The organism is Pedobacter cryoconitis (genome assembly GCF_003259615.1).
Taxonomy (GTDB): Bacteria; Bacteroidota; Bacteroidia; order Sphingobacteriales; family Sphingobacteriaceae; genus Pedobacter; species Pedobacter cryoconitis.
The window spans coordinates 1,503-23,770 of sequence record NZ_QLLR01000033.1 but is presented as its reverse complement, the minus strand read 5'-3'; the positions used below and the strand labels follow the sequence as shown (position 1 = coordinate 23,770).

The window sequence follows — 22,268 nt, the reverse complement described above, 5'->3', positions numbered from 1 at the left end:
AAATGAGGAAATTTATAGTAATCAGTCTGGTTTCGCTTGCGCTGATCAGCATGTTTTATTCTTGCCAGACAGCCGAAACGGTACAGCAGGATGCTTATTATGTAAATGGACGGGATCTTTACATTAAACATTGCCAAAATTGCCATGGTGGAAAAGGTGAAGGTCTGGGTACTTTAACCCCTCCCCTTACCGACAGTGTTTTCATGAAAGCGAATAAAGAAAAACTCGCCTGTATCATTAAAAATGGGATTTCAACGCCGGTTACGGTGCATGGACAGGTTTATGAAGGCAAGATGCCGGAATTTAACCTGGCTAACATAGATATTGCACAATTAGTGGTTTATATTACCAATGGTTTTGGTCATAAACAGGGAATGTACAGTACTCAGCAGGTAGAAAATGATCTTAAGAACTGCAAGTAGTATTTTTTAAATCAGTTTCTGTACCTTTGCGCAAAATGCAAGCTGTTCTATCGCTGTAAGTAATGCTTTGGCATCTTAAAGAGGAAAGTCCGGGCAACACAGAGCATCTCGCTTCCTAACGGGAAGAGGTTTGGGATTGAAGACCTGAATTATGGAAAGTGCCGCAGAAAATATACCGCCGATGGCCTGCAAGGGCACAGGTAAGGTTGAAATCGTGAGGTAAGAGCTCACGAATTTTCCGGGTGACCGGAAGGGCTGGTAAACCCCGGGAGTTGAAAGACCAAATAGGCTGACGCATGTAGGGCTGCTCGTCCGATGTCAGTGGGTAGGTCGTTAGAGATAAATGGCGACGTTTATAGTAGATTAATGGTAGAAGCTTTGATTTATCAAGGTACAGAACCCGGCTTACAGGCTTGCATTTTTTTATTTTATCTGTATTATTTGATAATTAGTAAATATATTCGTATCCGACAAAAGACTAACAACCCCCTATGGCTAAATTATTAATTATTGATGATGAACGTGCGATAAGAAGCACATTACGTGAGATCTTAGAGTACGAAAATTACGAGGTAGAAGATATTGATAATGGAGTTGATGGATTAGATCTGATCAAAAAAAAGAAATACGACCTGGTTTTATGTGATATTAAAATGAATAAAATGGATGGTATGGAAGTGCTTGAACAAGCATTGGCCTACAGTCCTGATTTACCATTTATTATGATCTCTGGCCATGGTACGGTAGAGACTGCCATTGAAGCGAGCAAAAAAGGTGCTTTTGATTTTATCTCTAAACCACCCGATTTAAACCGTTTACTGATCACTGTCAGAAATGCGCTGGACAGAGGAAACCTGGTTACTGAAACTAAAGTTTTAAAACGCAGAGTAAGTAAAACAAGGGATATTCTTGGTAGTTCAGAGAATATCAATAAAATCAAAGAAACTATTGAACGTGTTGCCCCAACTGAAGCCCGTGTATTGATTACAGGTGCAAATGGTAGTGGTAAAGAATTAGTAGCCCGTTGGTTACATGAAAAATCACACCGTTCAGACAGTCCTTTAATTGAAGTAAACTGTGCAGCAATTCCATCTGAACTTATTGAAAGTGAGCTTTTCGGTCACGAAAAAGGATCATTTACCTCTGCTGTTAAACAGCGTATTGGTAAGTTCGAACTGGCCAATGGTGGTACTTTATTCCTGGATGAAATCGGGGATATGAGTCTTTCTGCACAAGCAAAAGTGCTGCGCGCTTTACAAGAACATAAAATTACACGTGTTGGTGGTGAAAAGGAATTAGAAGTTAATGTACGTGTACTTGCTGCAACGAACAAAGACCTGATGAAAGAAATCGAAGATGGTAATTTCAGAATGGATTTATACCACCGTTTAAATGTCATCAATATCCATGTCCCTCATTTAACAGAACGCCGCGAAGATATTCCTGAAATTGCCATGAGCTTTTTAGAAGATATATGTAAAGATTACGGCATGCCGGTTAAGAAGATCAGTGAAGCCGGAATGGTTGCGCTGCAAAACTTACCATGGACAGGAAACGTACGTGAGTTACACAATATGATTGAGCGTCTGATCATTTTAAGTGATAAGGTAATTTCTGAGCATGAGGTAACTGCCTTTGCCAATCCGGGTGGCGGAACCAATATTGGTGCTGCAAACCATGGTTTTAACGGTAGTAGCAACGGTTTAGTTGCAGGAACAACTAATTATGATAAATTCACAAATTTCCAGGATTATAAGGATCATGCAGAAAGAGAATTCATCAAGTTTAAACTGGAAAAGAATAACTGGAACGTCTCTAAGACTGCCGATGATATTGATATTCAACGTAGTCATTTGTATAGCAAAATTGAGAAATTTGGCTTAAAAAGAGTAACTGAATAATATTTTAACCCGCTGAAATAGCAAAAAGGGATTAGCAGTGCTAATCCCTTTTTTTGTGCTCAGGAAATTTTCTTAAAACGCATATTCACTATTTTGCTCCCGGATAATTTGAACCTGGCTGTGTTGAGCCTTATTTTTTCAAAATATAAAGATCTGCTTGTTCTCCGGTAATCTCTTTGCCATTCATGTCTAGCTGGATGATTTTATTTTCACCCACAAAATATTTATTTGGTGCGTCTTTGATGCCTTCCAATGTGATAATCCGGCCATTTTTATCCCAGCTGAATTTCCCTTTTTCCTCGAAAACCTTCGCATCGCTTTTACCCAGATATTTTGTTCTCAGCGCATAAGTCAATTCTTTACCTAAAACCAATGTGGTTTCAATTCCTTCGCAATCTGCACAGGGAACAATCCCTTTGTAAGTTCCGTCCCAATCTAAAGCGTTCTTAGAACTATGGTCTAAATCCAGTTTCAAACTATCAGTGGTTTTTCCTGCCATAGTTAAGCTGTCTTTAGTCAGACTATCTGTATTCAATTTTTCAGAAGTTTTCGAATTCCCGCAGCCCCATAAGGTGCAGGCTGTAATCGCAATTGTCAGAATTTGTTTAGTCATGGTACGTTATTTGTATGTTGTACCTCAAAGGAGCAAGAAATACGCCAACTTATAATTCAGCTGGATATACTAGCGAATCTGGAAAATGTTTTATAGCTTCATGTAAATTTAAAAAAAACCGCAATATGAAAAAGTTAATCGTTATGATGCTGTTGGCTGTAATGGCTTTTACAACCACGCAAACATTTGCTCAGACCAAAAAAGATGGTTCAAAAGATATGCGTTATAAAAAGAATAAGCAGCCTGTGAAAAAAGACGGAACACCGGATAAACGTTTTAAAAACAACAAGCCGGCTAAAAAGACAACAACAACAGTAAAAATGGCGGCACCTGCAAAAAAAGCAGCTTAAAGCTCCCTGATGAAATAGAATAAATGAATGCCCTGGATAATTTTCAGGGCATTTTACATATCTGAACTACCTATGACAACAATTAGTAAATAATTCACGTTATTTGAGTTGATAAGAAGTTTTTGAACTGATATGAAGTTATTTGAATTGATATGAAGTTAATAAAATACATGAGTACCCTGGTACTCTTCTCTTTACTAGCACTGGCTGCTTCGGCACAAGACGCTGTCGTGATTGATACTGGTAATTTTGTGCGCGGAACGATACAGGGAACCGATTTCCTGACTGTCGGCCTCAAAAAAGACGACGGGACAATGGCGCAATATAATGCGAAAGATATTAAGGAGTTTTTATGGAATGGAGAAACCTATGTCAGCAAACCTTTTGTAGCAAACAAAAAGGCCGGATACCGTTTCTTTAAACTGGTGGAAACTGGTAAACTGAACTTGTATTCTATGGGCGGCAGCACAGGTGTTGTTGAAAAACCAAGAAGAAGAGTACGTTTCTCGCCTTCTATAGGTTTAGGTATTGGAACCGGCGGTTATAGTGGTGTCGGAATTGGCGGAGGCGTAAGTTTTGGCGGCCGTGGTGATGATGATGATCGCCCGAGAAGAGAACGACGCGCGTTATATTATATAGAAAAACCAGGTTCTGGTGATATGATGGAGATTACCCCGGATAACTCAGATACCAATACACAATACATCAAGAACATTTTAATGGAGAATATGTCTGACGATCAGGATCTGACCGAACGTATTAAAGGAATAGAATATTTTGATGTGAAGTCCCTGGTTTCAATCGTAAAGAATTATAATTCTGTTCACCAATAAAGTTATCTTATAGGTGAATAGTTCATCAGTAAGATTATATTATAATACCAGTAAGACGATATTATAAGCAGAAAAGCTGTTAACCTGATCATCAGGTTAACAGCTTTTCTGCTTTAAGGCTATCCTTTGTTCTGCAGGTCATAAATTTCGTGCATCACCCCTTTTAGCTGCTCATATATCTTTTTATAAAGGCTGAAGCTGGTTTGATAACTCAGATGGTTCTTTTCATCAGGTTCAATATAAGTGATGTCCTGCTGATCAGGAAGCGGATAAGTCGCTGAAAGACCTGTCGCTTTAAAAGCAAGGTAAGCCGCCCCTACTGCCGAAGCATCTTCTACACTGTACAGCAAAAGTTTTTTACCGGTAATATCAGCCATAATCTGTAACCAGATTGCCGAGGTCACAAAACCTCCGCTTACATTGAGCTGCTTTATTTCTTGTCCGGAGGCTGTTAAAGCTAATAATACATCATTCAGTGCAAAACAAATTCCTTCAATCACTGCACGGGTGAAATGCGCAGTCTGATGGTTCAGATGTATACCGAAAAATGTACCACAACTTTTGGAATCCCATATCGGAGCACGCTCTCCTTGTAAATATGGCAGAAAAATAAGCCCTTCGGCACCCGGTTGAATAGCTTCAATTTTATTCAGTATCCCATCGTAGTCATTTTCATTAAGGTCTGCTTTTTGAAGGACATTTTTCATATGCCATTTCAAGGCAATCCCCCCATTATTGACAGGCCCGCCATTGATAAATGTTTCTTCGTCTAAACGGTAACTAAAAGTCATTGCTTTTTCATTCAGTACGGCAGTATCCCCCGCTACTCTTAAAGCTCCGCTTGTTCCTATAGTTAAAGCTGCAATCCCTGGTTTTACTGCCCCTGTCCCTAAATTAGCAAGACAGCCATCCGTTGCTCCGATCACAAAAGGTGTATCCTTATCCAAACAAGATAAAACTTCCGCAGCGTCAAAATCTCTTCTTACATAGTGCGTACTCACTAAAGCAGACAGCTGTTCTGCCTTAATTCCCGCAGCGGCTAAAGCATCGGGATGCCAAACGAGTTGCTGAACATCCATTAATCCGGTGCAGGAAGCGACGGAATGATCTACCTCAAAAGTATGGAACAAGTGATACCAGATATATTCTTTGATAGAAATGAACTTATGAACGGTTTTGAAAAACTCAGGCTGATTCTCCCTGATCCAGATGATTTTGCATAAAGGTGACATCGAATGTACTGGTGTACCTGTTGCTTTATATAATGCTGCACCCAGGGGAGTGGCTAATAAAGCAGTGGCAACCGGGGTACTTCTGCTATCGGCCCAGGTCATCATCGGTGCTAATGCCTTTCCATTTTCATCTACAGCAATCAAACTGTGCATTGCACAACTTAAACTGATAGCCTGAGGTCCAGACTTCAACTTTGAAACTACAGCAGCTATACTTTGCTGAAAAACTTTCCAGATCAATTCAGGGTCCTGTTCACTGTAACCAGGTTGAGTGACTTCAGTTGGATAAAAATATTGACTGCTATCGAAAGCTTTATGGTCAGTGCCTACGGCTACCGCTTTAGTACTTCCGGTTCCAATGTCTATTCCAAGGATGTATTGCATGATTATCGATTAAGCTGCAATTTAGGCTTTAACCTTTCTGCTGCAAAACTTTATTCCAAAAGATGGATTTTGACAGGTCATAATCAGAAAGGGCCTGCTGTGATTACAGCAGGCCCTTATTAAAGATACCAAGATGTCTTTATATAAATAACGACCGTTGAATAAGCGGTATTTGCGTTATAAGTATTGAAAGCGCTAAAATTCTTCTACATAATCCAGATCCTTAGAGAAAGTCTCTTTCATTCTGCTTAAGGCATAAAATGCAACAGCAAAACTGACAATTGCAACGGTGATTCCAGAATGAATAATATTTCCTCCGAAAGCTCCTTTTAACAGTTGAAATAGCAAGGTCAGCGGAACCACAGCGCCACGTACAAAGTTAGGAACAGTTGTCGTAACAGTTGCCCTGATATTGGTACCAAACTGTTCAGTTGCAATGGTCATAAAGATCACCCAGTAACCAACGGTCAGCCCGATACCACCACATAACCAGTAAAAATGCTGTAAACTGAGATCATATAGTGTGAAATAGGCAGTAATACCAATGGTGGCCATCCCCAGGAAAATATAAACGACTTTAATCCGGCTCTTCAGCCATTGACTAATTAATCCACCAGCAATATCACCGATCACGATCCCTCCATAACACCAGGCAACGGCTGCACCTGCACTCACTTCCCCCTGCACCCGCAATACTTTACCAAATTCAGGAGATAAAGTAATTAAGATCCCTACTACAAACCATAAAGGAATACCAATCAGAATACACCGGATATATTTAACGAATTGAACTTTATTTCTGAACAGGGCAAAGAAATCACCCCGGTTACTTGCTTCTTTAGACTGACTGAACATCCCCGACTCTGCGACCCCGATCCGGAGTAAAAGCAGGAATAAACCTAATCCTCCTCCAATGAAAAAAGAAGTACGCCAATCAAACATCTGGGCGATAAAATAGGCTACTACCGCTCCACTAACCCCAACAGAGGCAACAATGGTGGTGGCATACCCTCTCTTTTCTTTCGGCATTAATTCTGCAACAAGCGTAATTCCCGCGCCCAGCTCACCTGCAAGTCCGAGGCCGGCGATAAAGCGCCAGAACGCATAAGCATTCACCGAGTGTACCAGCCCATTGGCGATATTAGCAAGTGAGTAAAGGAATATAGACCCAAATAGTACAGATAAACGGCCTTTTTTATCGCCTAGCATTCCCCATAAGATACCTCCGATCAGCATACCGATCATCTGGGTGTTCAGCAGCATAATACCAGTATCTGTTAACTGTGTACCGCTCAGTCCCAGTGACTTCAAGCTGGGAATACGAACAATACTGAATAATAGAAGGTCATAAATATCAACAAAGTAGCCAAGAGACGCTACTAGAATAGCCGCGCTTAAGGCAGCATTAGAGGCTTTGTGTGGTTGCATCTGGTAGAATGTGTTTTTTGTATAACTAATGTAGTAATTTATGCTTGACCTAATTAACTTTCTTTAACAATTGAGTTGTAAAAAATCGAATATATTTGCTGGTAATCATTCACTAATCATCTTAAACCCTGATCTGTTATAGCCAAAACTCTACTTTAAAAATATCACACTAAGTATGAAAGGCGCTAATCACATGATTTGGGAACATCAGCAGCATTGCCAGATTTCATTGCAACTTGCAGCGGAAGAACTTTTTAATTCATTGGATGAAAGGCTTTCTCCGCGGATTTTTCTGATTGGAGTCTTGCTTAAACCCGATATGCACCTTCCTTTTGTGAGCCTGGAATGTCCGGATGCTGAATACGAAATGAAGGATTTTGTCTCTTTAAAAGCTTTGAGTATACAACATAGTTTACTGGTTAAACAAGAGAACGAAGAGGAAAAAGAGAGTCATACCGGGCAGCTTAATACTGCCTATATCACAGAAATGCAGCATATTTTAAGAACGCATGTCAATGGAAAAAACAATGCGTATTTCTTCTCTGAGCCGGTTTATATCAATGGATACCTTGTTTATACTGTACTGGAATTAAGCAGGCAGCTGCTGAGTACTTTTTACTACCTGACTAAAAATACGCTTCCAAATGGTCAGCAGATCAGCCGTTCTTTTCTGGAAAGTATTATCAAAGTATATCTCGATGCCGCTGCAGATGCACTGAAATCAAAACCGCAATCAGATTTTAATGTACTGGCGAAAAGCCGTGATGAACTGGTGAGTAAAGCTGGTCATGATTTTCTGACCACCATTTCTCTTGCCGGACAAAATTCTAGCGGCCTGCATGTGCTGTTTGATGCTTGTAATACCATTTCTTCTTTAAAATATGAGGGGGAAGAAGGGTTTGGAAAAATGGTGATTGCCCAACAGCAGCACCCGAATGTTAAAGTGACCATGCTACTGGAAAACCCTATTCATATTAAAGATTTCAGGAAGATGAGAAAGTTTCTGGAACTGGCAGATAACAAGCAGATGATGCTCTCAGATTCAGTCTGGATTTATGGTTTAGGGCAGTTAACAGGGAAATATAATTACCATGATGAATCTTTGTTTATTGTCCACTTCACGAAACATTTTCACTGGGAAGTTTTACACCATGATCATATTATGATGTCCGTTTCTTTCAGGATGCCAGCGCTGCACAATGAAAAGATCAACAAAGAAAAGTTCTATTCCAGCCTGAAAAGAGTGTTTCATGGAATTGATAAGTCAAAATTAAATGCACTGTGGGAGGTAACCATGGAGGCGACCAAACAAAAACACGGTACTATCCTGGCTATTTCTTCCGAAGCAGATCAGGAAGCTGTCCGGCTGAGCAGCCAGTGTTTTAAGATTAAACCGATGCGGATCAATAAAGATATTATTCACCAGATCACTTCTATTGATGGCGCGGTATTAATTGATATTGACTGTACTTGTCATGCTATAGGTGTAATATTAGATGGCATAGCCACGGCCAATGGGGATTCCTCCAGAGGGGCGCGCTATAATTCAGCAATCAGGTATTATGAGCATATGATCAATAAGGCGCAGACAGTTTTAGTGGTGATTTCAGAAGATGGCCTGATTGATCTGATTCCTGACCTTAAAGCACAGATCAAACATTCAGTCATCGTAGCACAGATCAGGGAACTCACTAAACTGAGTCAGTCTGATAAATATTTAAGAAGAAATTTCAACCGTTTGATGGAGTTCTTCCAGGAAAATGATTTTTACCTGTCTCCAAAAGAATGTACAACGGTAAATAAGTTACGCAGGACGATTGAAGTTAAATATAAAGACAGTGAGGACGGCGTAAGGATGATCTGGAATAATTTAGTACCCAATAGTGCGATGAATATCGGGTATTATGTAAGGGAATAATCTTAAATATGACCGGGAACAGATTAAATGCAATAAAGTTGCTTCTATATTTGCAATTCAATATTTAATATTATGTCCCTTTCAAAAACTACACAACGCCTTGACCGGCTTGGAATGACCGCTTCTACTTTATGTGCAGTTCATTGTGCTTTAGTTCCTATATTTCTGACCACCCTGCCCCTTCTGGGCCTTGAATTTTTAAGCAATGAGTGGGTGGAAATTTCTATGATCGTTGTCTCTGTATTGCTGGGAACACTTTCTTTAAGCATGTCTTATCGGAAACAGCACCATAAACTATTACCTTTTATGGTGCTGTTCAGTGGATTTGCACTGATCACCATTGGTCATTTTTCTAGTATGGCAAGCCTGGAGCCTATTTTAATTCCTTTAGGCGGGTTCACGGTGGCGGCTGCACACCTGGTAAACTGGAGATTAAACAGGGCATGTACGCATCATGATAAATAGCTGCTGCTGATAAAATCTGAATCGCTTTTTATAATTGTCTAAAACAATATGTCTATTTTGCCGGTATGAAACCTTTAGCTACGAAAACCTATATCTTATCAGCTGCAGTCTCTATGTTATCATTTGGTGCGCTGGCCCAAAAACCAGCACCAAGTCTGGATGATGCGATCTATATTACTGCACATTATACGAAAATTGAAAAACTGATTCCAATGCGGGATGGTGTAAAGCTGTTTACAATCCTCTATGTTCCAAAAGATAAAACAAAAACATATCCGATTCTTTATAACCGCACTCCTTACTCTGCAGGGCCATACGGAGCAGATCTCTATAAAACAAGCTTAGGCCCGTCCATGGTGTTTGCAAGGGACGGCTATATATTCGCTTATCAGGACGTAAGAGGCAGATACATGTCCGAAGGGGAATTTGTAGCTACCCGCCCTTATATTCCCAATAAAAAGGGAAAAACAGCTGTGGATGAAAGTTCTGACAGTTATGATACGATAGACTGGCTGGTTAAAAATGTAGCAGGAAATAACGGTAAGGTGGGCACCTGGGGGATTTCTGCTCCTGGTTTTTATACCACAATGACCACTATAGATGCGCACCCTGCATTGAAAGCAGCTTCTCCGCAAGCCCCGGTAACGGATTGGTTTATGGGGGATGACCGCCACCATAACGGCGCATTTTTTTTGATGGGTACATTCTCATTTTTAGCTTATTACGGCGCGCCAAGACCTGAGCCTACCCCAAATCATGCAGATAGATTTACAGCTTATGGCACACCAGATGCTTATGAGTTTTACAAAAACCTCGGTCCTTTAAAGAATGCCAATGAGCGTTATTTTAAAGGAAAAAATCTGATCTGGAATGAAATGATGGACCATGAAAACTATACTGATTTCTGGAAGTCACGTACACCTGTTCCACATCTTAAAAACATTAAACCAGCAGTAATGACTGTTGGCGGGTGGTTTGATCAGGAGGACTTATATGGGCCTTTAAAAACATTTGCAGGTATAGAAAAAAATAAACCAGCCGCACCAAACTATTTAGTAATGGGCCCATGGACACATGGAAGCTGGACAACTGGCAAAAATGAATCTCTTGGCAATGTGCGTTTTCATTCCGAAACAGGCCCTTATTACAGGGCGCAGATTGAACTGGCCTTTTTTAACCACTATCTTAAAGGAACTGCAAATCCTGAATTGCCAAAAGCTACTATATTTGAAACAGGCTCCAATCAGTGGAAAAAATACACGGCATGGCCTCCTGCTGAAGCAAAAGAAGAGCGTCTTTATTTTCATGCTGGCGGGAAACTTTCTTTTGAAGCCCCGCTGGAAGATGCAAAACAATATGATGAATTTATCAGCGATCCAGCAAATCCTGTTCCCTATACCAATGAAATAAGAATTGACAGAGGTACTGATTTTATGTACGAAGACCAGCGCTTTGCAGCAAGAAGGCCAGATGTGCTGGTTTATCAAACACCAGTTTTAGAACATGATGTAGTAATCTCCGGACATCTTTTAGCCGATTTATTCGTTTCTACAACAGGTACAGATGCCGATTTTGTAGTGAAATTAATAGATGTATATCCTGGTGATGCGCCTGATGACAGCCCAATACCAGGTACAAAAATGGGTGGTTTTCAGCAACTGGTTCGTGGTGAGGTGATGCGTTCTAAATTTAGAAACAGTTTTTCAGCACCAGAAGCAATGGTTCCTGGAGAAGTAACCGAAGTTAAATTTGATATGCAGGATGCGGCACATTGCTTTAAGAAAGGACATCAGATTATGGTACAGGTCCAAAGCTCCTGGTTTCCGTTAGTAGACCTCAATCCGCAAAAGTTCGTGAATATATATAAAGCTACGGAGGCTGACTTTCAAAAAGCAACCCACCGTGTATATTTTAAAAATGGCCAGGCATCAAGCCTGAAAGTCAGTGTGTTGAAAGCTGATTAAAAGACTTCAACTTCCCAGCTCCTTTTCCAGTCAAGCCCCGGCGATAAAGTTTGTATTCCTTCTTTATCGCTAAGCTGCTGGTTATGGTGAATACCGTCGGCAATACCGCACCAGGGCTCTAAACATACAAAATCTGCATCCTTTGCCGACCAGATCCCAAAGAAAGGAAAATCTATAAAACGGAAGTTAAGGCCATGCTGATTTTTAGTATTCTTTAATTGGATAGACTTACTGTTCAGGTCTTTGATCACCAGTGCATCGTTGTAAAACAACTCATGCTGGAGGTGGAGTTTACGGTCGCTGAGCTGTAAGATGGCCACCTGATCACCAATCAGGTTATCTTCAATCTGGTGAATATTTAAAGACTCGTCCTGAGAAAACCCGAGGTAATAATCTTCATAGAGGGTATCCGCCGTTAATGGAACGGCAAAAGCAGGATGAGCACCTACAGAAAACAGCAAATCTTTGATTCCCGGATTATTCACTTCATAGGTGCAGGAAACAGCTGCTCCGGAAAGGCTGTATCTTAAACTGAATTTGAATTCAAAGGGATAAACCTTTAAAGTTTCTGCGTTGTGTGAAAGTGTAAATAAAGCTTCCTCCTCATTAATTTGCTGAGCCTCAAAGGTAAGGTCCCTTGCAAAGCCATGACGGGGAAGCTGATAAGATTGTTCACCAATACAATAGGTGTTATTTTTGAGTGCCCCTACGATTGGAAAAAGTACCGGACTGAATTTTCCCCAAAAAGCAGGGTCACCTTTCCATAAATATTCCAGGTTGTCCTTTTTGCTTTTGATACTTTGTAACTCCGCTCCTTTTGCCGAAATAGTTACTTTGATATTTTCGTTTTCCAGTAAAATCATCATTTTTTATATTTAGGCAAACAGGGGGCTTTTAAGACCTTATTTAACCAATAATCTTTCTATTCTTTTCACAACATAATCAAGATCAAATGGTTTACTGATATAGGCATCAGCCTGTGCAGTAACGCTTTTCTCTTTACTTTCAGGATTTGCTGACATCACAATCACAGGAATATGTTTAGTGAACATATCAGTTTTCAAATCATCACAAATTTCAATTCCGTTTCCGTCAGGCAGCATCACATCAATGATGAACAAATCTGGCAACGCATCGTTTAGTTTACTTTTTAGTTCTGCAAAAGTGGAGGATAGTTGTAATTCATATCCTTCATCTTTTAATAAAAATTCAATAATGTATCTTATATCCTGGTCATCTTCTAAAACGTGTATTCTTTTCTTCATAATATGTTTTGGTGTGAATCTAAATTTTCACACAATATGCAAACATTGTTCCGAATTTCACTGTTTAAGAACATTTTCTGTTAACTATCTTTTCTTAAGACTTCTAAAGGTGGATACTTTAATATTCCTGCACTGCTGCTCATTCCTGTAATTACTACAATCAAGGTCACTGCACTAAATAATGACACTACGGGTAAAAGTCCCGGCGTAAAAACTGCATCGAAAATATACGTTGCCAATGCCCAGCTCCCTGCCATGGCAATGACCATTCCCGCAGCCGCAGAAAGTACACCCAGGAACAAATATTCAATAGCTGTAATGGCAAGAATCTGTGTTCCTTTTGCACCAATGGTCCTCAGCAGTACAATTTCGCGTAGTCTTTGGTTTTTACTGCTGCGCACGGCAGAAATCAATACTATCCATCCTGTAATAATGCTGAATGAGGCCATGAAACGAATGACGAAACTGATTTTACCCAGTAAGGTATCCAAAACCTGCAGTACCAGCCCAAGGTCAATGACTGAAATGTTCGGAAAACTCCGGACTATAGCTGCCTGGAATTTCGCGGAAGCCTGTGCATCAGGTATTTTAGTCATCAGCACATGAAATTTAGGCGCTTCTTCTAAAACACCAGCAGGAAATAAAACACGAAAATTGGTTTGTACCTTCCCCCACTCCACTTTCCGAAGGCTTCCAATAACGGTAGGAATCATCATTCCCTGGACATTAAATAGCATTTTATCGCCGACTTTCACCCCAATCCTTTCTGCGTAACGTTCATCAAGCGAGATATAAACGATGTCCTTCGGGTAGTTAACTTTCCCAACCCACTTTCCGGCTGTAACTTTCTCTGCACTGGTCAGTTCTGTTTGAAAGGTAGCCCTGATCTCATTCTTAAAAGCAGAAGAAGAGCTTTCCCGCTTTTGATTCTTCTCACTTTCAGGCTGTTTCTTTTTTAAACTATCAGCCACTGCTAATTGTGCAGCTGTTTTGCCATTGATTTCTTCCAGCCGCATAGTGACTACAGCAACCTGATTCATTAAAGGCAAATGATACTGTTCAGCCATTGCATTTACGGCTTTCACCTGATCGTCCTGAATATCAAAAAGAGCCATATTAGGCTGATCTTTTCCGGAGGAAATAGTTACTTTATTGATCAGTATTCCCTGAACGAAATACAGTGTAGCAATCAGCGTGGTTGATAAACCAATAGCCACAATGAGCATAAGCGTCAGGTTATTTGGCCGGTAAAGGTTAGAGAATCCCTGTCTCCAGGTGTAGGCAATACCTTTGGGGATCGTTTTTTTAACCAGCGCTAATAATAGAATTGATAGCCCATAAAATATTAATATCGTGAGCACCAGTGCGACTGAAAAGATAAGTGCTTGCAGCCAACTGTTCATCTGGAGATAAGTAAAACCCAGTATGAATAGGAAAATGATCAGATAAACTATAATTTTCAGCGGGTCTGCTTTTAATTTAACTTCCTCAAAAGATAGTCTTATAGCATTGAGCGGAGATATACGGCGAACCGATAACAGCGAGGGTAAAGCAAAAAGTATAGCAATCACCACTCCTGTTATAATGCCCTGAAATATAGCCATCCAGGAAACCTGCATATTGAAATCTACCGGCAGAAAATCTTTCAGCACATAAGGTAATAAAAACTGCAGTCCGGAACCAATTATTGCCCCTGCAACTGCGCCTGCAAAGCCTATAAAAGTCAATTGAATGAGGTAAATAAAGAAGGCTTCCCAGGCACTTACCCCCAGGCAGCGTAAGGTCGCAATCGCAGCGAGTTTTTCACTGATGTAAACGTGAATTGCACTTCCTACGCCAATACAGCCTAATAATAAAGCAATAAATCCTGCAAGTGAAAGAAATTGAGTCAGATCTTGAAAGGAACGGCCTGTACTTTGTTTTTTAGAAGCAATGGTTTCGTGGTCAAGCCCCTCTTTATCCAAAACAGGCTTGATCTTTTTTAACAAAAGAGGGATGGCTGCTGATTGATTGAATTTATAATAGAAGGAATAGTGGATCCTGCTGCCAAACTGGGCAAGTCCGGTCTGTTTTAAATATCGGAAAGGAATATAAACAACGGGTGAAATCGAAGCCATAATCCCCGATTGTCCGGGTGCCTGTTCTAAATAACCTGCAATCGCGAAGTTAAGTTTACCAATTTGGACGGAGTCACCAGGTTTAGCATTAAATTGAAGCATCACGGTTTTATCCACGAGCGCGTTTCTTCCCTGATCGAATTGTTTAGCAGCGGCTTTGGGACTTGTTTCGATAGTTCCATAAAAGGGATACAGACCTTCGAGTGCCTTAATTTGAACTAAACGGCTCCCCTGTCCTTTGATAAAATAAAGCATCGAAGGGAAACTCTGTTCTTTTGCACGCTGATCCCCTAAAGTATCCAGCACCGCCAATACTGGTGCGCTGATCTCTTTGCGGCTATCAATAATCAGATCTGCCCCGGTTAATGTTTTAGCTTGTTCATCAATATCCCGCTGCAGGTTATCGCTGAAAGAATAGACAGCCACCAAAGCTGCAATCCCCAAAATAATAGAGGACGTAAAAAGAAATAGCCTGGAACGGTTTTTACGGCTATCCCGCCATGCCATTTTAAATAACCAGGAAACAGGGACAGTTTTTCGGAAAACAGGTAGTTGATCAGGCATAAGTTTTTTGTTCGTCAGCTATTATTACTCCACTTTTCAACTTGATAATCCTGTCGGTCCGCGAGGCCAGTTCCAGATCATGGGTAACGATTACAAGAGTTGTTCCTGCTTCTTTATTCAGATCGAAAAGAAGACGGATTACTTTTTCACTGGTTTCTCCATCCAGATTTCCTGTGGGTTCATCGGCAAATAAGATTGCCGGGGTATTAGAAAAGGCTCTTGCTAAAGACACGCGTTGTTGTTCTCCTCCGGAAAGTTGCACAGGGTAATGGTTGGCACGATCCGTTAAGCCTACTTTGTCTAATAATTCCATTGCCCGCGGACGGATATTTTTCTCGCCTCTGAGTTCAAGCGGAACCATAATATTCTCTATGGCAGTTAATGTTGGCAGCAACTGAAAGTTTTGAAAAATGAAGCCTACATAACGGTTACGGACTGCAGCTCTTTCGTCTTCGGAAAGCTGATCTAGTACCACATTGTTTAATTCTACACTACCGGAAGTAGCCCGGTCTAATCCGGCACATAAACCTAAAAGTGTAGTTTTTCCGCTGCCTGAAGGTCCTGTTATTGATACAGTAGAGCCTTTTTGGATAGAAAAATTGATATGATCAAGTATAGTCAGTGAGGAAGCTGCACTTTTATATTGTTTACTGACTTCTTTTATATTTAAGATGGTTTCCAAAGAAATAAGGTTAAATGATGATATTTATTGATATTTGACGCAACAGATGGTATTTTGTTACCGTTAATATATCAAAAACCAATCCTTTTATATGATGAAGAGCATTAAGTTACGTTATAATTACATCGTTTTAATAATAGTTGCCGCGATGCTGTCCAGTTGTGGTGACATGGATAAAAAAACTGATCAAACTGCAACGGCTCAGGTTAAAGATTCTGTTCAGGCCAGTCATTTACCAGCGCAGGACTCCGTTAAACATATCCTGTTTTTCGGAACCAGTTTGACGGCTGGCCTGGGTATAAATCCTGAGCAGGCTTTTCCTGCACTGATCCAGCAAAAAATTGATTCTCTGCATTTACCATATAAAGTAATTAATGGCGGTTTAAGCGGGGAGACTTCTGCGGCAGGAAAAAGCCGGATCAACTGGCTGCTGAAACAACCAATAGATATTTTCGTGTTGGAATTAGGTGCTAATGATGGTTTAAGAGGTGTTCCTGTAGCAGAAACAGCAGCAAATTTACAGGCCGTTGTGGATCAGGTCAAAAAGAAATATCCAAAAGCAAAATTATTGCTTACCGGAATGCAGATGCCGCCAAGTATGGGCGAAAAATACACCAAAGCTTTTGCGGCAATTTTCCCTGCACTTGCTAAAAAGAACAACATGGAATTCTTGCCTTTCTTATTGAAAAATGTAGGTGGCATCCCACGTTTAAATCAGAAAGACGGAATTCATCCGACACCGGAAGGCCACAAAATAGTTGCAGAGAATGTATGGACAAAATTGAAGCCTGAGTTGTAATTTACTGGCCTTATGAATCCTGAACAAATGATCAGCCAGCTGGCCGGATTTTATAACCATGATCAGTTTTCTGAAATCTATTTGCTGCATGCTGATGAATTTAAGCAGCATGTTGCTGAAAAGACGGTCATGGACTTTTATAAGTATGATTTAAAGCGAGGTCTTGGAGAGATTATTTCGTGGGAATTTCTAGAGACTGAGCAAGAAGTATCGGCGTATCTTATAAATTTCAAATATGGGGAGCTCTCTTTAAAGATAACTTTAACAGCGGATAATCTGCTTGCTTTAGTAAATTGGGAACCGGTTCATGAGGAAGAGGAAATTTTAAACAGCAGAGATCCGCTCACAATTTTATCCACCAATTTATTAGAGACTCCTCTACAGCGTTTTGTTGATCAGCTGGCTATCAAATATCTTCAGGACCCCAATAACCGGAGCCTGAGCATCGGGTTGATCCATGGAACACATACTGAAAAGTTCTTTTATGGTGAAATACAACAGGAAAACGGCACTTTGCCAGACAGTCATTCTCTTTATGAAATCGGCTCAGTTTCCAAGACTTTTACAGCTATTATACTTGCGCATGCGATCAATCAGGGCAAAATCAAATTAAATGATGATATAAGAAAATACTTATCAGGAGGTTATCAAAATCTGCAATTTGAAGGAACACCTATCAGGGTTATAGATCTTTGTAACCATACTTCTGGTTTACCCGGACTTCCTGAGAATTTTGAAGATCATAAAGGTTATGAGGAGAACAATCCTTATCTGAATTATTCGAAGGAAATGATTGTTGAATACCTGGAAGGTTTCGTGCTGGATGAGCCTCCGGGTACAAGGGCAGAATATTCAAATCTTGGTTTTGCTATTCTGGGGATGATACTGGAAGACCTTTATCAGCTTCCGCTAAAAAAGTTGCTTGAGGAAGTGATTACTGTTCCATTGGGAATGAAAAATACAACTTATGAAGTTCCTGCAAGTCATCAGGATTCTTTTGTTGCCGGCTACGATCACGAAAGTGGTGAAGCTGCAGGTTATTGGGATTTAGGGGCTTTTAAGGCTGCCGGCGGATTAAAGTCTGATCTGGATGATATGCTAATTTATCTTCGTGCAAATATCAATGATTATACTAAAGATTTTTCGTTAACCCATCACCAGACTGATGTTCAGGCTGGCTATGGACGCGGACTCGCCTGGGTCACTCAGTTTTTTAACGATGATACTATTATCTGGCATAATGGAGGAACTGCAGGTTTCAGAAGTTACTGTGCTTTTATAAAGGAAAAGCAAGCTGGTTTGGTTGTTTTGAGTAATTCAAGCAAAGATGTGGATGATATGGCGCTGGAAATATTATTATATAGTATGGAAGGACCAGGCTAGATTTTTAGAATACTCTTGGACAGATGGATGATTTAGGAGCTTTTCCAAAGGCTATCCCTACAGTAATTTCATGTGTTCCTGATTGGTATCCGTTGAGTTTGGATAGTGCGTAATCATAGGAATAACCTATCCTGAAGCGTTCATTTACATAAAACTGAGCAATTGCAATCAGTGCGGCCTGACTGGTTACATCGGTATTTTGATATTCTTTTTTAAATGCTTTGATACTTGTGCGATACCCTCCGCCAAGCCAGATTTTATCATTAAATATAGCCATGATATTAAAATCCGCATTGGTGGGCCCTTTAAAATCTTCTCTGATCATTATACTTGGTCTGAAGCGCAGGTCTGTAGAGGCATTAATCAGTGCGCCTGCCACAAAGTACATATGCCTGGTCCGGACAATGTTATCAGCAATGTTAGTACCTCTGCGGTAATCATCCACAGCTTTACTATTGGATAACAGGTTAAGTGCTGAGATACCGGCATACCAATAAGGGGTAGTATAGTAAATACCAGCGCGGAAGTCTGGGGTAAGTTTACTGGAACCTCCTGTTGGGACTGAGCCGTCTCCTCCGTCAACTGTGGTCAGCGCAGTGCCGTCCAATCCGTATTGTGCTGCTCCTACGCCTAAGCCAAAACTCAAACGACGTGTATCTGCTCCATCGAGTTGTATCCTGAAGGCATAATTCAGGGTAATTGAGTTGGAAGTCTGGGGGCCTAATTTATCGGACGTGATTTGCACGCCAACTCCATGTTTGGTGGTCTGCGGGTCCAGAATTCCATCAATAGAGATTTGCCCGGTTTTAGGTGCGCCTTGAATTCCCACCCATTGGTTACGCAGTGCCATTTGAGCGAACCATTCTTCTTTATAGCCTGCATATGCAGGATTTACGCTCAGGGTATTAAATATATACTGGGAGAACTGAATATTTTGCTGCGCAGAAGCATGACCGGTAAATAAACCGATTGAGCAAATGAGCAGTAATATTTTATACAGTTTCTTCATTATCTTTTTATAAGTATCCAGCCATTTTTATTGACCTTGCTTCCAGCTTTTTTCAAAGTGATGATATAGTAATAGGTTCCTTCGGTTAATCCAGATCCATCCCATTCATCGAGGTAATTGTTATTTCTATAAACTTCGTTCCCCCAACGGTTAAAGACCATCAGTTCAATTCCATCAAAGCTTTCTCTTCCAATAATTTTGAAAGTATCATTTTTACCGTCTCCGTTTGGAGTGATCGTATTTGGAATAAATAAGCCGATTGGAATGACATTTATGGTTACGGTAGCTCTGTTACTTCTGTTGGGCGTTCCTGCTTTATGGTCATAGATGTAATAGGTGAATTCGTCTTGCCCTGAGTATCCTTTATTTGGAGTATAAGTAATGGTCCCGTCATTGTGTCTTTCCACTTTTCCATTTGATGTTTGTGTATGTTCAATACTTGCTTTATCCAGTCCGCTAAGTGAGGCTATATCATTTCCTGCAATATTGATCACCACGGTTTGATTAATCTGAACTTCCGCTTTATCATCTATCGCCTGTGGTGCATCTACGATAATATGAACTGTTGGCTCATCATTATTTGCTTGTGTACCTGATATATCGGACACAGGATCACCTGCTGGCGTATTTCCTTTAACAGTCGCGCTATTGATAACCCTCCCGTCTCTTTTTTCTTCATCTGAAATTTTATAGGTTGCGGTAACAGTGATAGATGCTCCTGCAGCAAGTTCATTGATTCCGAGGTTTATTTGTCCACCAATTTTAGTGTCCATCAGATTCAGGTTATAAAGTTTTACTCTTCCGTTATTCGTTATTTTGAAAGTATAAATGATAGTAGAGAAGTCACTGCTGATCACGCCTGTTTTCACCAGTACAATTGATCCATTAGTCACAATATCAACTGTAGCAACTGCTGTTAAAGGGGCAGACATTTCTGCTGTAGTTAAACTTGCTGTGTTAATGATTTTACCCGATTTCGCATTTGGCTTCCCGTTTTCATCGATGTCTGTTTGGGTAACGCGATAGGTTCCTGTATACACCCAGGATTCATTAGCTTCAAGAATTCCATTTCCATTATCTCCATAGGCCGGGTCTCTTAATATACCGCCTAAAAATGGGTCTGTTACCTGAACGTTGGTATGGTTGGCTGTACCTGTATTTTTTACTGTGATCGTATATTGTATCTGATCTCCTGCTGTTGAAACCAAGGTTACATTCGCAGTTTTTGTAAGGGTCAGGCTGTTACATACTGGCACGTTAACGGTAATGGTAAAAGTATTTCCCGGACAGCCTCCTGTAATCGAAGTCGGTGTTACGGTATAGATAACCTGTTGAGGGGTATGACTTGTATTGATTAAGGTGGCGTTAATGTTGTTTCCAGAACCGCTGTTCAGGCCTTTAACGTTATTATTCGGGGCAACTGTCCATGAAAATACGGAAGGAATTGAATTGCCGCCGTTAATTGTATTGTTCACATTGTCTTGCAGATTGTATTGAATACTATTATTTGTACAGGTCAGATTACTGATTACATCATTAAAGCCAATTGGATTAGGAGTTACGATTATTGTTCCGCTAAGTTGCTGGGTTTGACATAAACCGGTAGTATTGACGGTATAGTTGAATGTTCCTGATTGTGCTGGGATTCCGCTTATTTTAATTTGATTATTGTCGTATTTACTTATTAATCCCGTTGGTAAGCCTGTGACTGTAGCTGCTGTTGCATTTGTAGTTTGATAGGTAATGGTCTGCAGGTTATTACTATTTACACATATTGTCTGATTTGCAGTTGAGGATGCAGAGGTTAATTGCAGGGTTGTATTTGGATTTACTTTAATTATACCGGTAAGTGTTACTGATGCGCAACCTCCGGTAGTGGTTATGGTATAAGGGAAAGCTCCGGATATTGAAGGTGTACCGCTGATGGTAAATTCTTTGGTATCAGGATTATAGTTTCCTGTCAGGCCTGATGGCAGTGCCGATGTGTTTGCACTTGTAGCATTTGTTATTTTATAAACTATCGGATTAAGCGGTGTATTGATACATAATACAGGTTCATTGCTTTCTGCAGGAGAAGTAAGCTCCATGATTGCGTTTGGATATACGTTGATTTGTGCGTGAAGTTCTTTAGTGCCGCAGTTTCCTGTAGCGGTAACTGTGTAAAGGAATGTACCTGCTTGTGAAGGAATTCCGCTGATAGTCAATAAGCCGTCTGCAAAGTTCTGGGTTAAACCGGGAGGTAGGTTAGTTGCAGCTGCTGTTCCATTGGTTACGGTGTAAGTAGTGTTTGAGATCGGTGTATTGATACAGGATGATTGGTTGTTGCTACCGGTTGTTAACACGAGTTCAACGTTAGGTTTGACGGTAATTGTACCAGTGATATTTGCCGGTTTGCAGTCTCCGGTTGCAGTGATTGTATAGGTAATCAGACCGGCAGTAGCAGGTGTACCAGTAATAGTAAACTTGTTGGTTGTATTATTATAAACTCCTGTCAGCTCTGCGGGTAAACCAGTTATTGTAGCATTATTTCCATGGGTTACTAAATATTCGATTTGGGTAATTGCATGGTTGATACATAGTTCTTGTTGGTCTGTATTTACCGCTGATGTTAAAGTGATTGTGACATCCGGTTTAACATTGATTGTACCATGAGTGATGGCAGGCTCACAATCACCGCTTGCTATAACTGTGTAAGAAATCAGACCAGCGGCTAATGGCGTACCTGTAATTGTAAACTTGCCCGTTGCAGGATCATAAACCCCGCGCAGCTCCGCCGGTAAACCGGTTACCGTCACAGTATTTCCATGGATGACCTGGTATTCAATTGGGCTAATCGCATGGTTGATACATGGCTGCTGCTGATCTGTGTTTACCGCTGATGTTAAAGCAATTGTGACATCCGGTTTAACATTGATTGTTCCATGAGTGATGGCAGGCTC

Annotated in this window: 18 protein-coding genes and 1 other RNA gene; 10 read left to right on the top strand and 9 right to left on the bottom strand. The window is 40.5% G+C overall.

The window, feature by feature from the left end:
- Positions 1-2: 2 nt before the first annotated feature.
- The 3 genes from LY11_RS22490 to LY11_RS22480 all read left to right on the top strand — a co-directional run bounded on the left by LY11_RS22490 (position 3) and on the right by LY11_RS22480 (position 2,323).
- Entirely contained in the window at positions 3-422 is a 420-nt protein-coding gene (locus LY11_RS22490) for a c-type cytochrome (protein ID WP_111635867.1), read from the top strand.
- Between the two features lie 34 nt (positions 423-456).
- Positions 457-846, top strand: an RNA gene (rnpB, locus tag LY11_RS22485) — RNase P RNA component class A.
- Positions 847-913: 67 nt separating this feature from the next.
- On the top strand, positions 914-2,323 hold the full coding sequence (locus LY11_RS22480; RefSeq protein WP_111635866.1) for a sigma-54-dependent transcriptional regulator: 1,410 nt from the start codon (positions 914-916) through the stop codon (positions 2,321-2,323).
- Positions 2,324-2,453: 130 nt separating this feature from the next.
- Here LY11_RS22480 and LY11_RS22475 read toward each other — a convergent pair whose 3' ends face one another.
- A complete protein-coding gene (locus LY11_RS22475) occupies positions 2,454-2,936 on the bottom strand; it encodes a copper resistance protein NlpE (protein ID WP_111635865.1) in 483 nt (160 codons plus the stop codon).
- 125 nt (positions 2,937-3,061) lie between these two features.
- On the opposite strand from LY11_RS22475, the gene LY11_RS22470 reads away from it, so the two are divergent.
- Entirely contained in the window at positions 3,062-3,286 is a 225-nt protein-coding gene (locus LY11_RS22470) for a hypothetical protein (protein ID WP_111635908.1), read from the top strand.
- A 152-nt stretch (positions 3,287-3,438) separates the two neighbouring features.
- Entirely contained in the window at positions 3,439-4,119 is a 681-nt protein-coding gene (locus tag LY11_RS22465; protein WP_111635864.1) for a hypothetical protein, read from the top strand.
- A 119-nt stretch (positions 4,120-4,238) separates the two neighbouring features.
- On the opposite strand, the gene LY11_RS22460 is transcribed toward LY11_RS22465, so the two are convergent.
- Entirely contained in the window at positions 4,239-5,735 is a 1,497-nt protein-coding gene (locus LY11_RS22460) for a gluconokinase (RefSeq protein WP_111635863.1), read from the bottom strand.
- Between the two features lie 195 nt (positions 5,736-5,930).
- A complete protein-coding gene (locus tag LY11_RS22455) occupies positions 5,931-7,163 on the bottom strand; it encodes an MFS transporter (RefSeq protein ID WP_111635862.1) in 1,233 nt (410 codons plus the stop codon).
- Positions 7,164-7,338: 175 nt separating this feature from the next.
- Between LY11_RS22455 and LY11_RS22450 the strand changes: the two genes are divergently transcribed.
- The 3 genes from LY11_RS22450 (at position 7,339) to LY11_RS22440 (ending at position 11,510) form a co-directional block, all read left to right on the top strand.
- Entirely contained in the window at positions 7,339-9,081 is a 1,743-nt protein-coding gene (locus tag LY11_RS22450) for a diadenylate cyclase (protein WP_111635861.1), read from the top strand.
- Between the two features lie 72 nt (positions 9,082-9,153).
- Positions 9,154-9,546: a MerC domain-containing protein gene (locus tag LY11_RS22445; RefSeq protein WP_111635860.1), complete on the top strand. Its 393-nt coding sequence runs from the start codon at positions 9,154-9,156 to the stop codon at positions 9,544-9,546.
- Positions 9,547-9,611: 65 nt separating this feature from the next.
- Complete coding sequence (locus tag LY11_RS22440; RefSeq protein ID WP_111635859.1) at positions 9,612-11,510, top strand: CocE/NonD family hydrolase; 1,899 nt, start codon at positions 9,612-9,614, stop codon at positions 11,508-11,510.
- On the opposite strand, the gene LY11_RS22435 is transcribed toward LY11_RS22440, so the two are convergent.
- The 4 genes from LY11_RS22435 to LY11_RS22420 form a co-directional block, all read right to left on the bottom strand.
- Positions 11,507-12,376 (bottom strand): aldose 1-epimerase family protein, encoded by an 870-nt coding sequence (locus tag LY11_RS22435; RefSeq protein WP_245952862.1) that lies wholly within the window; start codon positions 12,374-12,376, stop codon positions 11,507-11,509. The genes LY11_RS22440 and LY11_RS22435 overlap by 4 nt on opposite strands.
- Before the next feature lie 36 nt (positions 12,377-12,412).
- Positions 12,413-12,775, bottom strand: coding sequence for a response regulator transcription factor (locus LY11_RS22430; RefSeq protein ID WP_068400803.1), 363 nt, complete (start codon positions 12,773-12,775; stop codon positions 12,413-12,415).
- An 80-nt stretch (positions 12,776-12,855) separates the two neighbouring features.
- Entirely contained in the window at positions 12,856-15,456 is a 2,601-nt protein-coding gene (locus LY11_RS22425; protein WP_111635858.1) for an ABC transporter permease, read from the bottom strand.
- Positions 15,449-16,138: an ABC transporter ATP-binding protein gene (locus LY11_RS22420; protein WP_111635857.1), complete on the bottom strand. Its 690-nt coding sequence runs from the start codon at positions 16,136-16,138 to the stop codon at positions 15,449-15,451. The genes LY11_RS22425 and LY11_RS22420 overlap by 8 nt, the downstream gene beginning before the upstream one ends.
- 91 nt (positions 16,139-16,229) lie before the next feature.
- On the opposite strand from LY11_RS22420, the gene LY11_RS22415 reads away from it, so the two are divergent.
- On the top strand, positions 16,230-16,937 hold the full coding sequence (locus tag LY11_RS22415) for an arylesterase (protein ID WP_245952861.1): 708 nt from the start codon (positions 16,230-16,232) through the stop codon (positions 16,935-16,937).
- 12 nt (positions 16,938-16,949) lie between these two features.
- Entirely contained in the window at positions 16,950-18,320 is a 1,371-nt protein-coding gene (locus tag LY11_RS22410; RefSeq protein ID WP_111635856.1) for a serine hydrolase domain-containing protein, read from the top strand.
- A 4-nt stretch (positions 18,321-18,324) separates the two neighbouring features.
- Here the strand turns inward: LY11_RS22410 and LY11_RS22405 are convergent, their stop codons facing one another.
- Both LY11_RS22405 and LY11_RS22400 read right to left on the bottom strand, forming a co-directional pair.
- Complete coding sequence (locus LY11_RS22405; RefSeq protein WP_111635855.1) at positions 18,325-19,329, bottom strand: PorP/SprF family type IX secretion system membrane protein; 1,005 nt, start codon at positions 19,327-19,329, stop codon at positions 18,325-18,327.
- On the bottom strand, positions 19,329-22,268 hold a 2,940-nt coding region (locus LY11_RS22400), incomplete at its 5' end, for a DUF7507 domain-containing protein (protein WP_170132756.1). The genes LY11_RS22400 and LY11_RS22405, both read right to left, overlap by 1 nt.

Coding starts and splice junctions, on each gene's coding strand:
- LY11_RS22470 (WP_111635908.1), top strand. CDS start 3,062: ATGAAAAAGTTAATCGTTATGATGCTGTTGGCTGTAATGGCTTTTACA.
- LY11_RS22435 (WP_245952862.1), bottom strand. CDS start 12,376: ATGATGATTTTACTGGAAAACGAAAATATCAAAGTAACTATTTCGGCA.
- LY11_RS22475 (WP_111635865.1), bottom strand. CDS start 2,936: ATGACTAAACAAATTCTGACAATTGCGATTACAGCCTGCACCTTATGG.
- LY11_RS22410 (WP_111635856.1), top strand. CDS start 16,950: ATGAATCCTGAACAAATGATCAGCCAGCTGGCCGGATTTTATAACCAT.
- LY11_RS22425 (WP_111635858.1), bottom strand. CDS start 15,456: ATGCCTGATCAACTACCTGTTTTCCGAAAAACTGTCCCTGTTTCCTGG.
- LY11_RS22415 (WP_245952861.1), top strand. CDS start 16,230: ATGATGAAGAGCATTAAGTTACGTTATAATTACATCGTTTTAATAATA.
- LY11_RS22460 (WP_111635863.1), bottom strand. CDS start 5,735: ATGCAATACATCCTTGGAATAGACATTGGAACCGGAAGTACTAAAGCG.
- LY11_RS22430 (WP_068400803.1), bottom strand. CDS start 12,775: ATGAAGAAAAGAATACACGTTTTAGAAGATGACCAGGATATAAGATAC.
- LY11_RS22450 (WP_111635861.1), top strand. CDS start 7,339: ATGAAAGGCGCTAATCACATGATTTGGGAACATCAGCAGCATTGCCAG.
- LY11_RS22490 (WP_111635867.1), top strand. CDS start 3: ATGAGGAAATTTATAGTAATCAGTCTGGTTTCGCTTGCGCTGATCAGC.
- LY11_RS22465 (WP_111635864.1), top strand. CDS start 3,439: ATGAAGTTAATAAAATACATGAGTACCCTGGTACTCTTCTCTTTACTA.
- LY11_RS22445 (WP_111635860.1), top strand. CDS start 9,154: ATGTCCCTTTCAAAAACTACACAACGCCTTGACCGGCTTGGAATGACC.
- LY11_RS22480 (WP_111635866.1), top strand. CDS start 914: ATGGCTAAATTATTAATTATTGATGATGAACGTGCGATAAGAAGCACA.
- LY11_RS22455 (WP_111635862.1), bottom strand. CDS start 7,163: ATGCAACCACACAAAGCCTCTAATGCTGCCTTAAGCGCGGCTATTCTA.
- LY11_RS22405 (WP_111635855.1), bottom strand. CDS start 19,329: ATGAAGAAACTGTATAAAATATTACTGCTCATTTGCTCAATCGGTTTA.
- LY11_RS22440 (WP_111635859.1), top strand. CDS start 9,612: ATGAAACCTTTAGCTACGAAAACCTATATCTTATCAGCTGCAGTCTCT.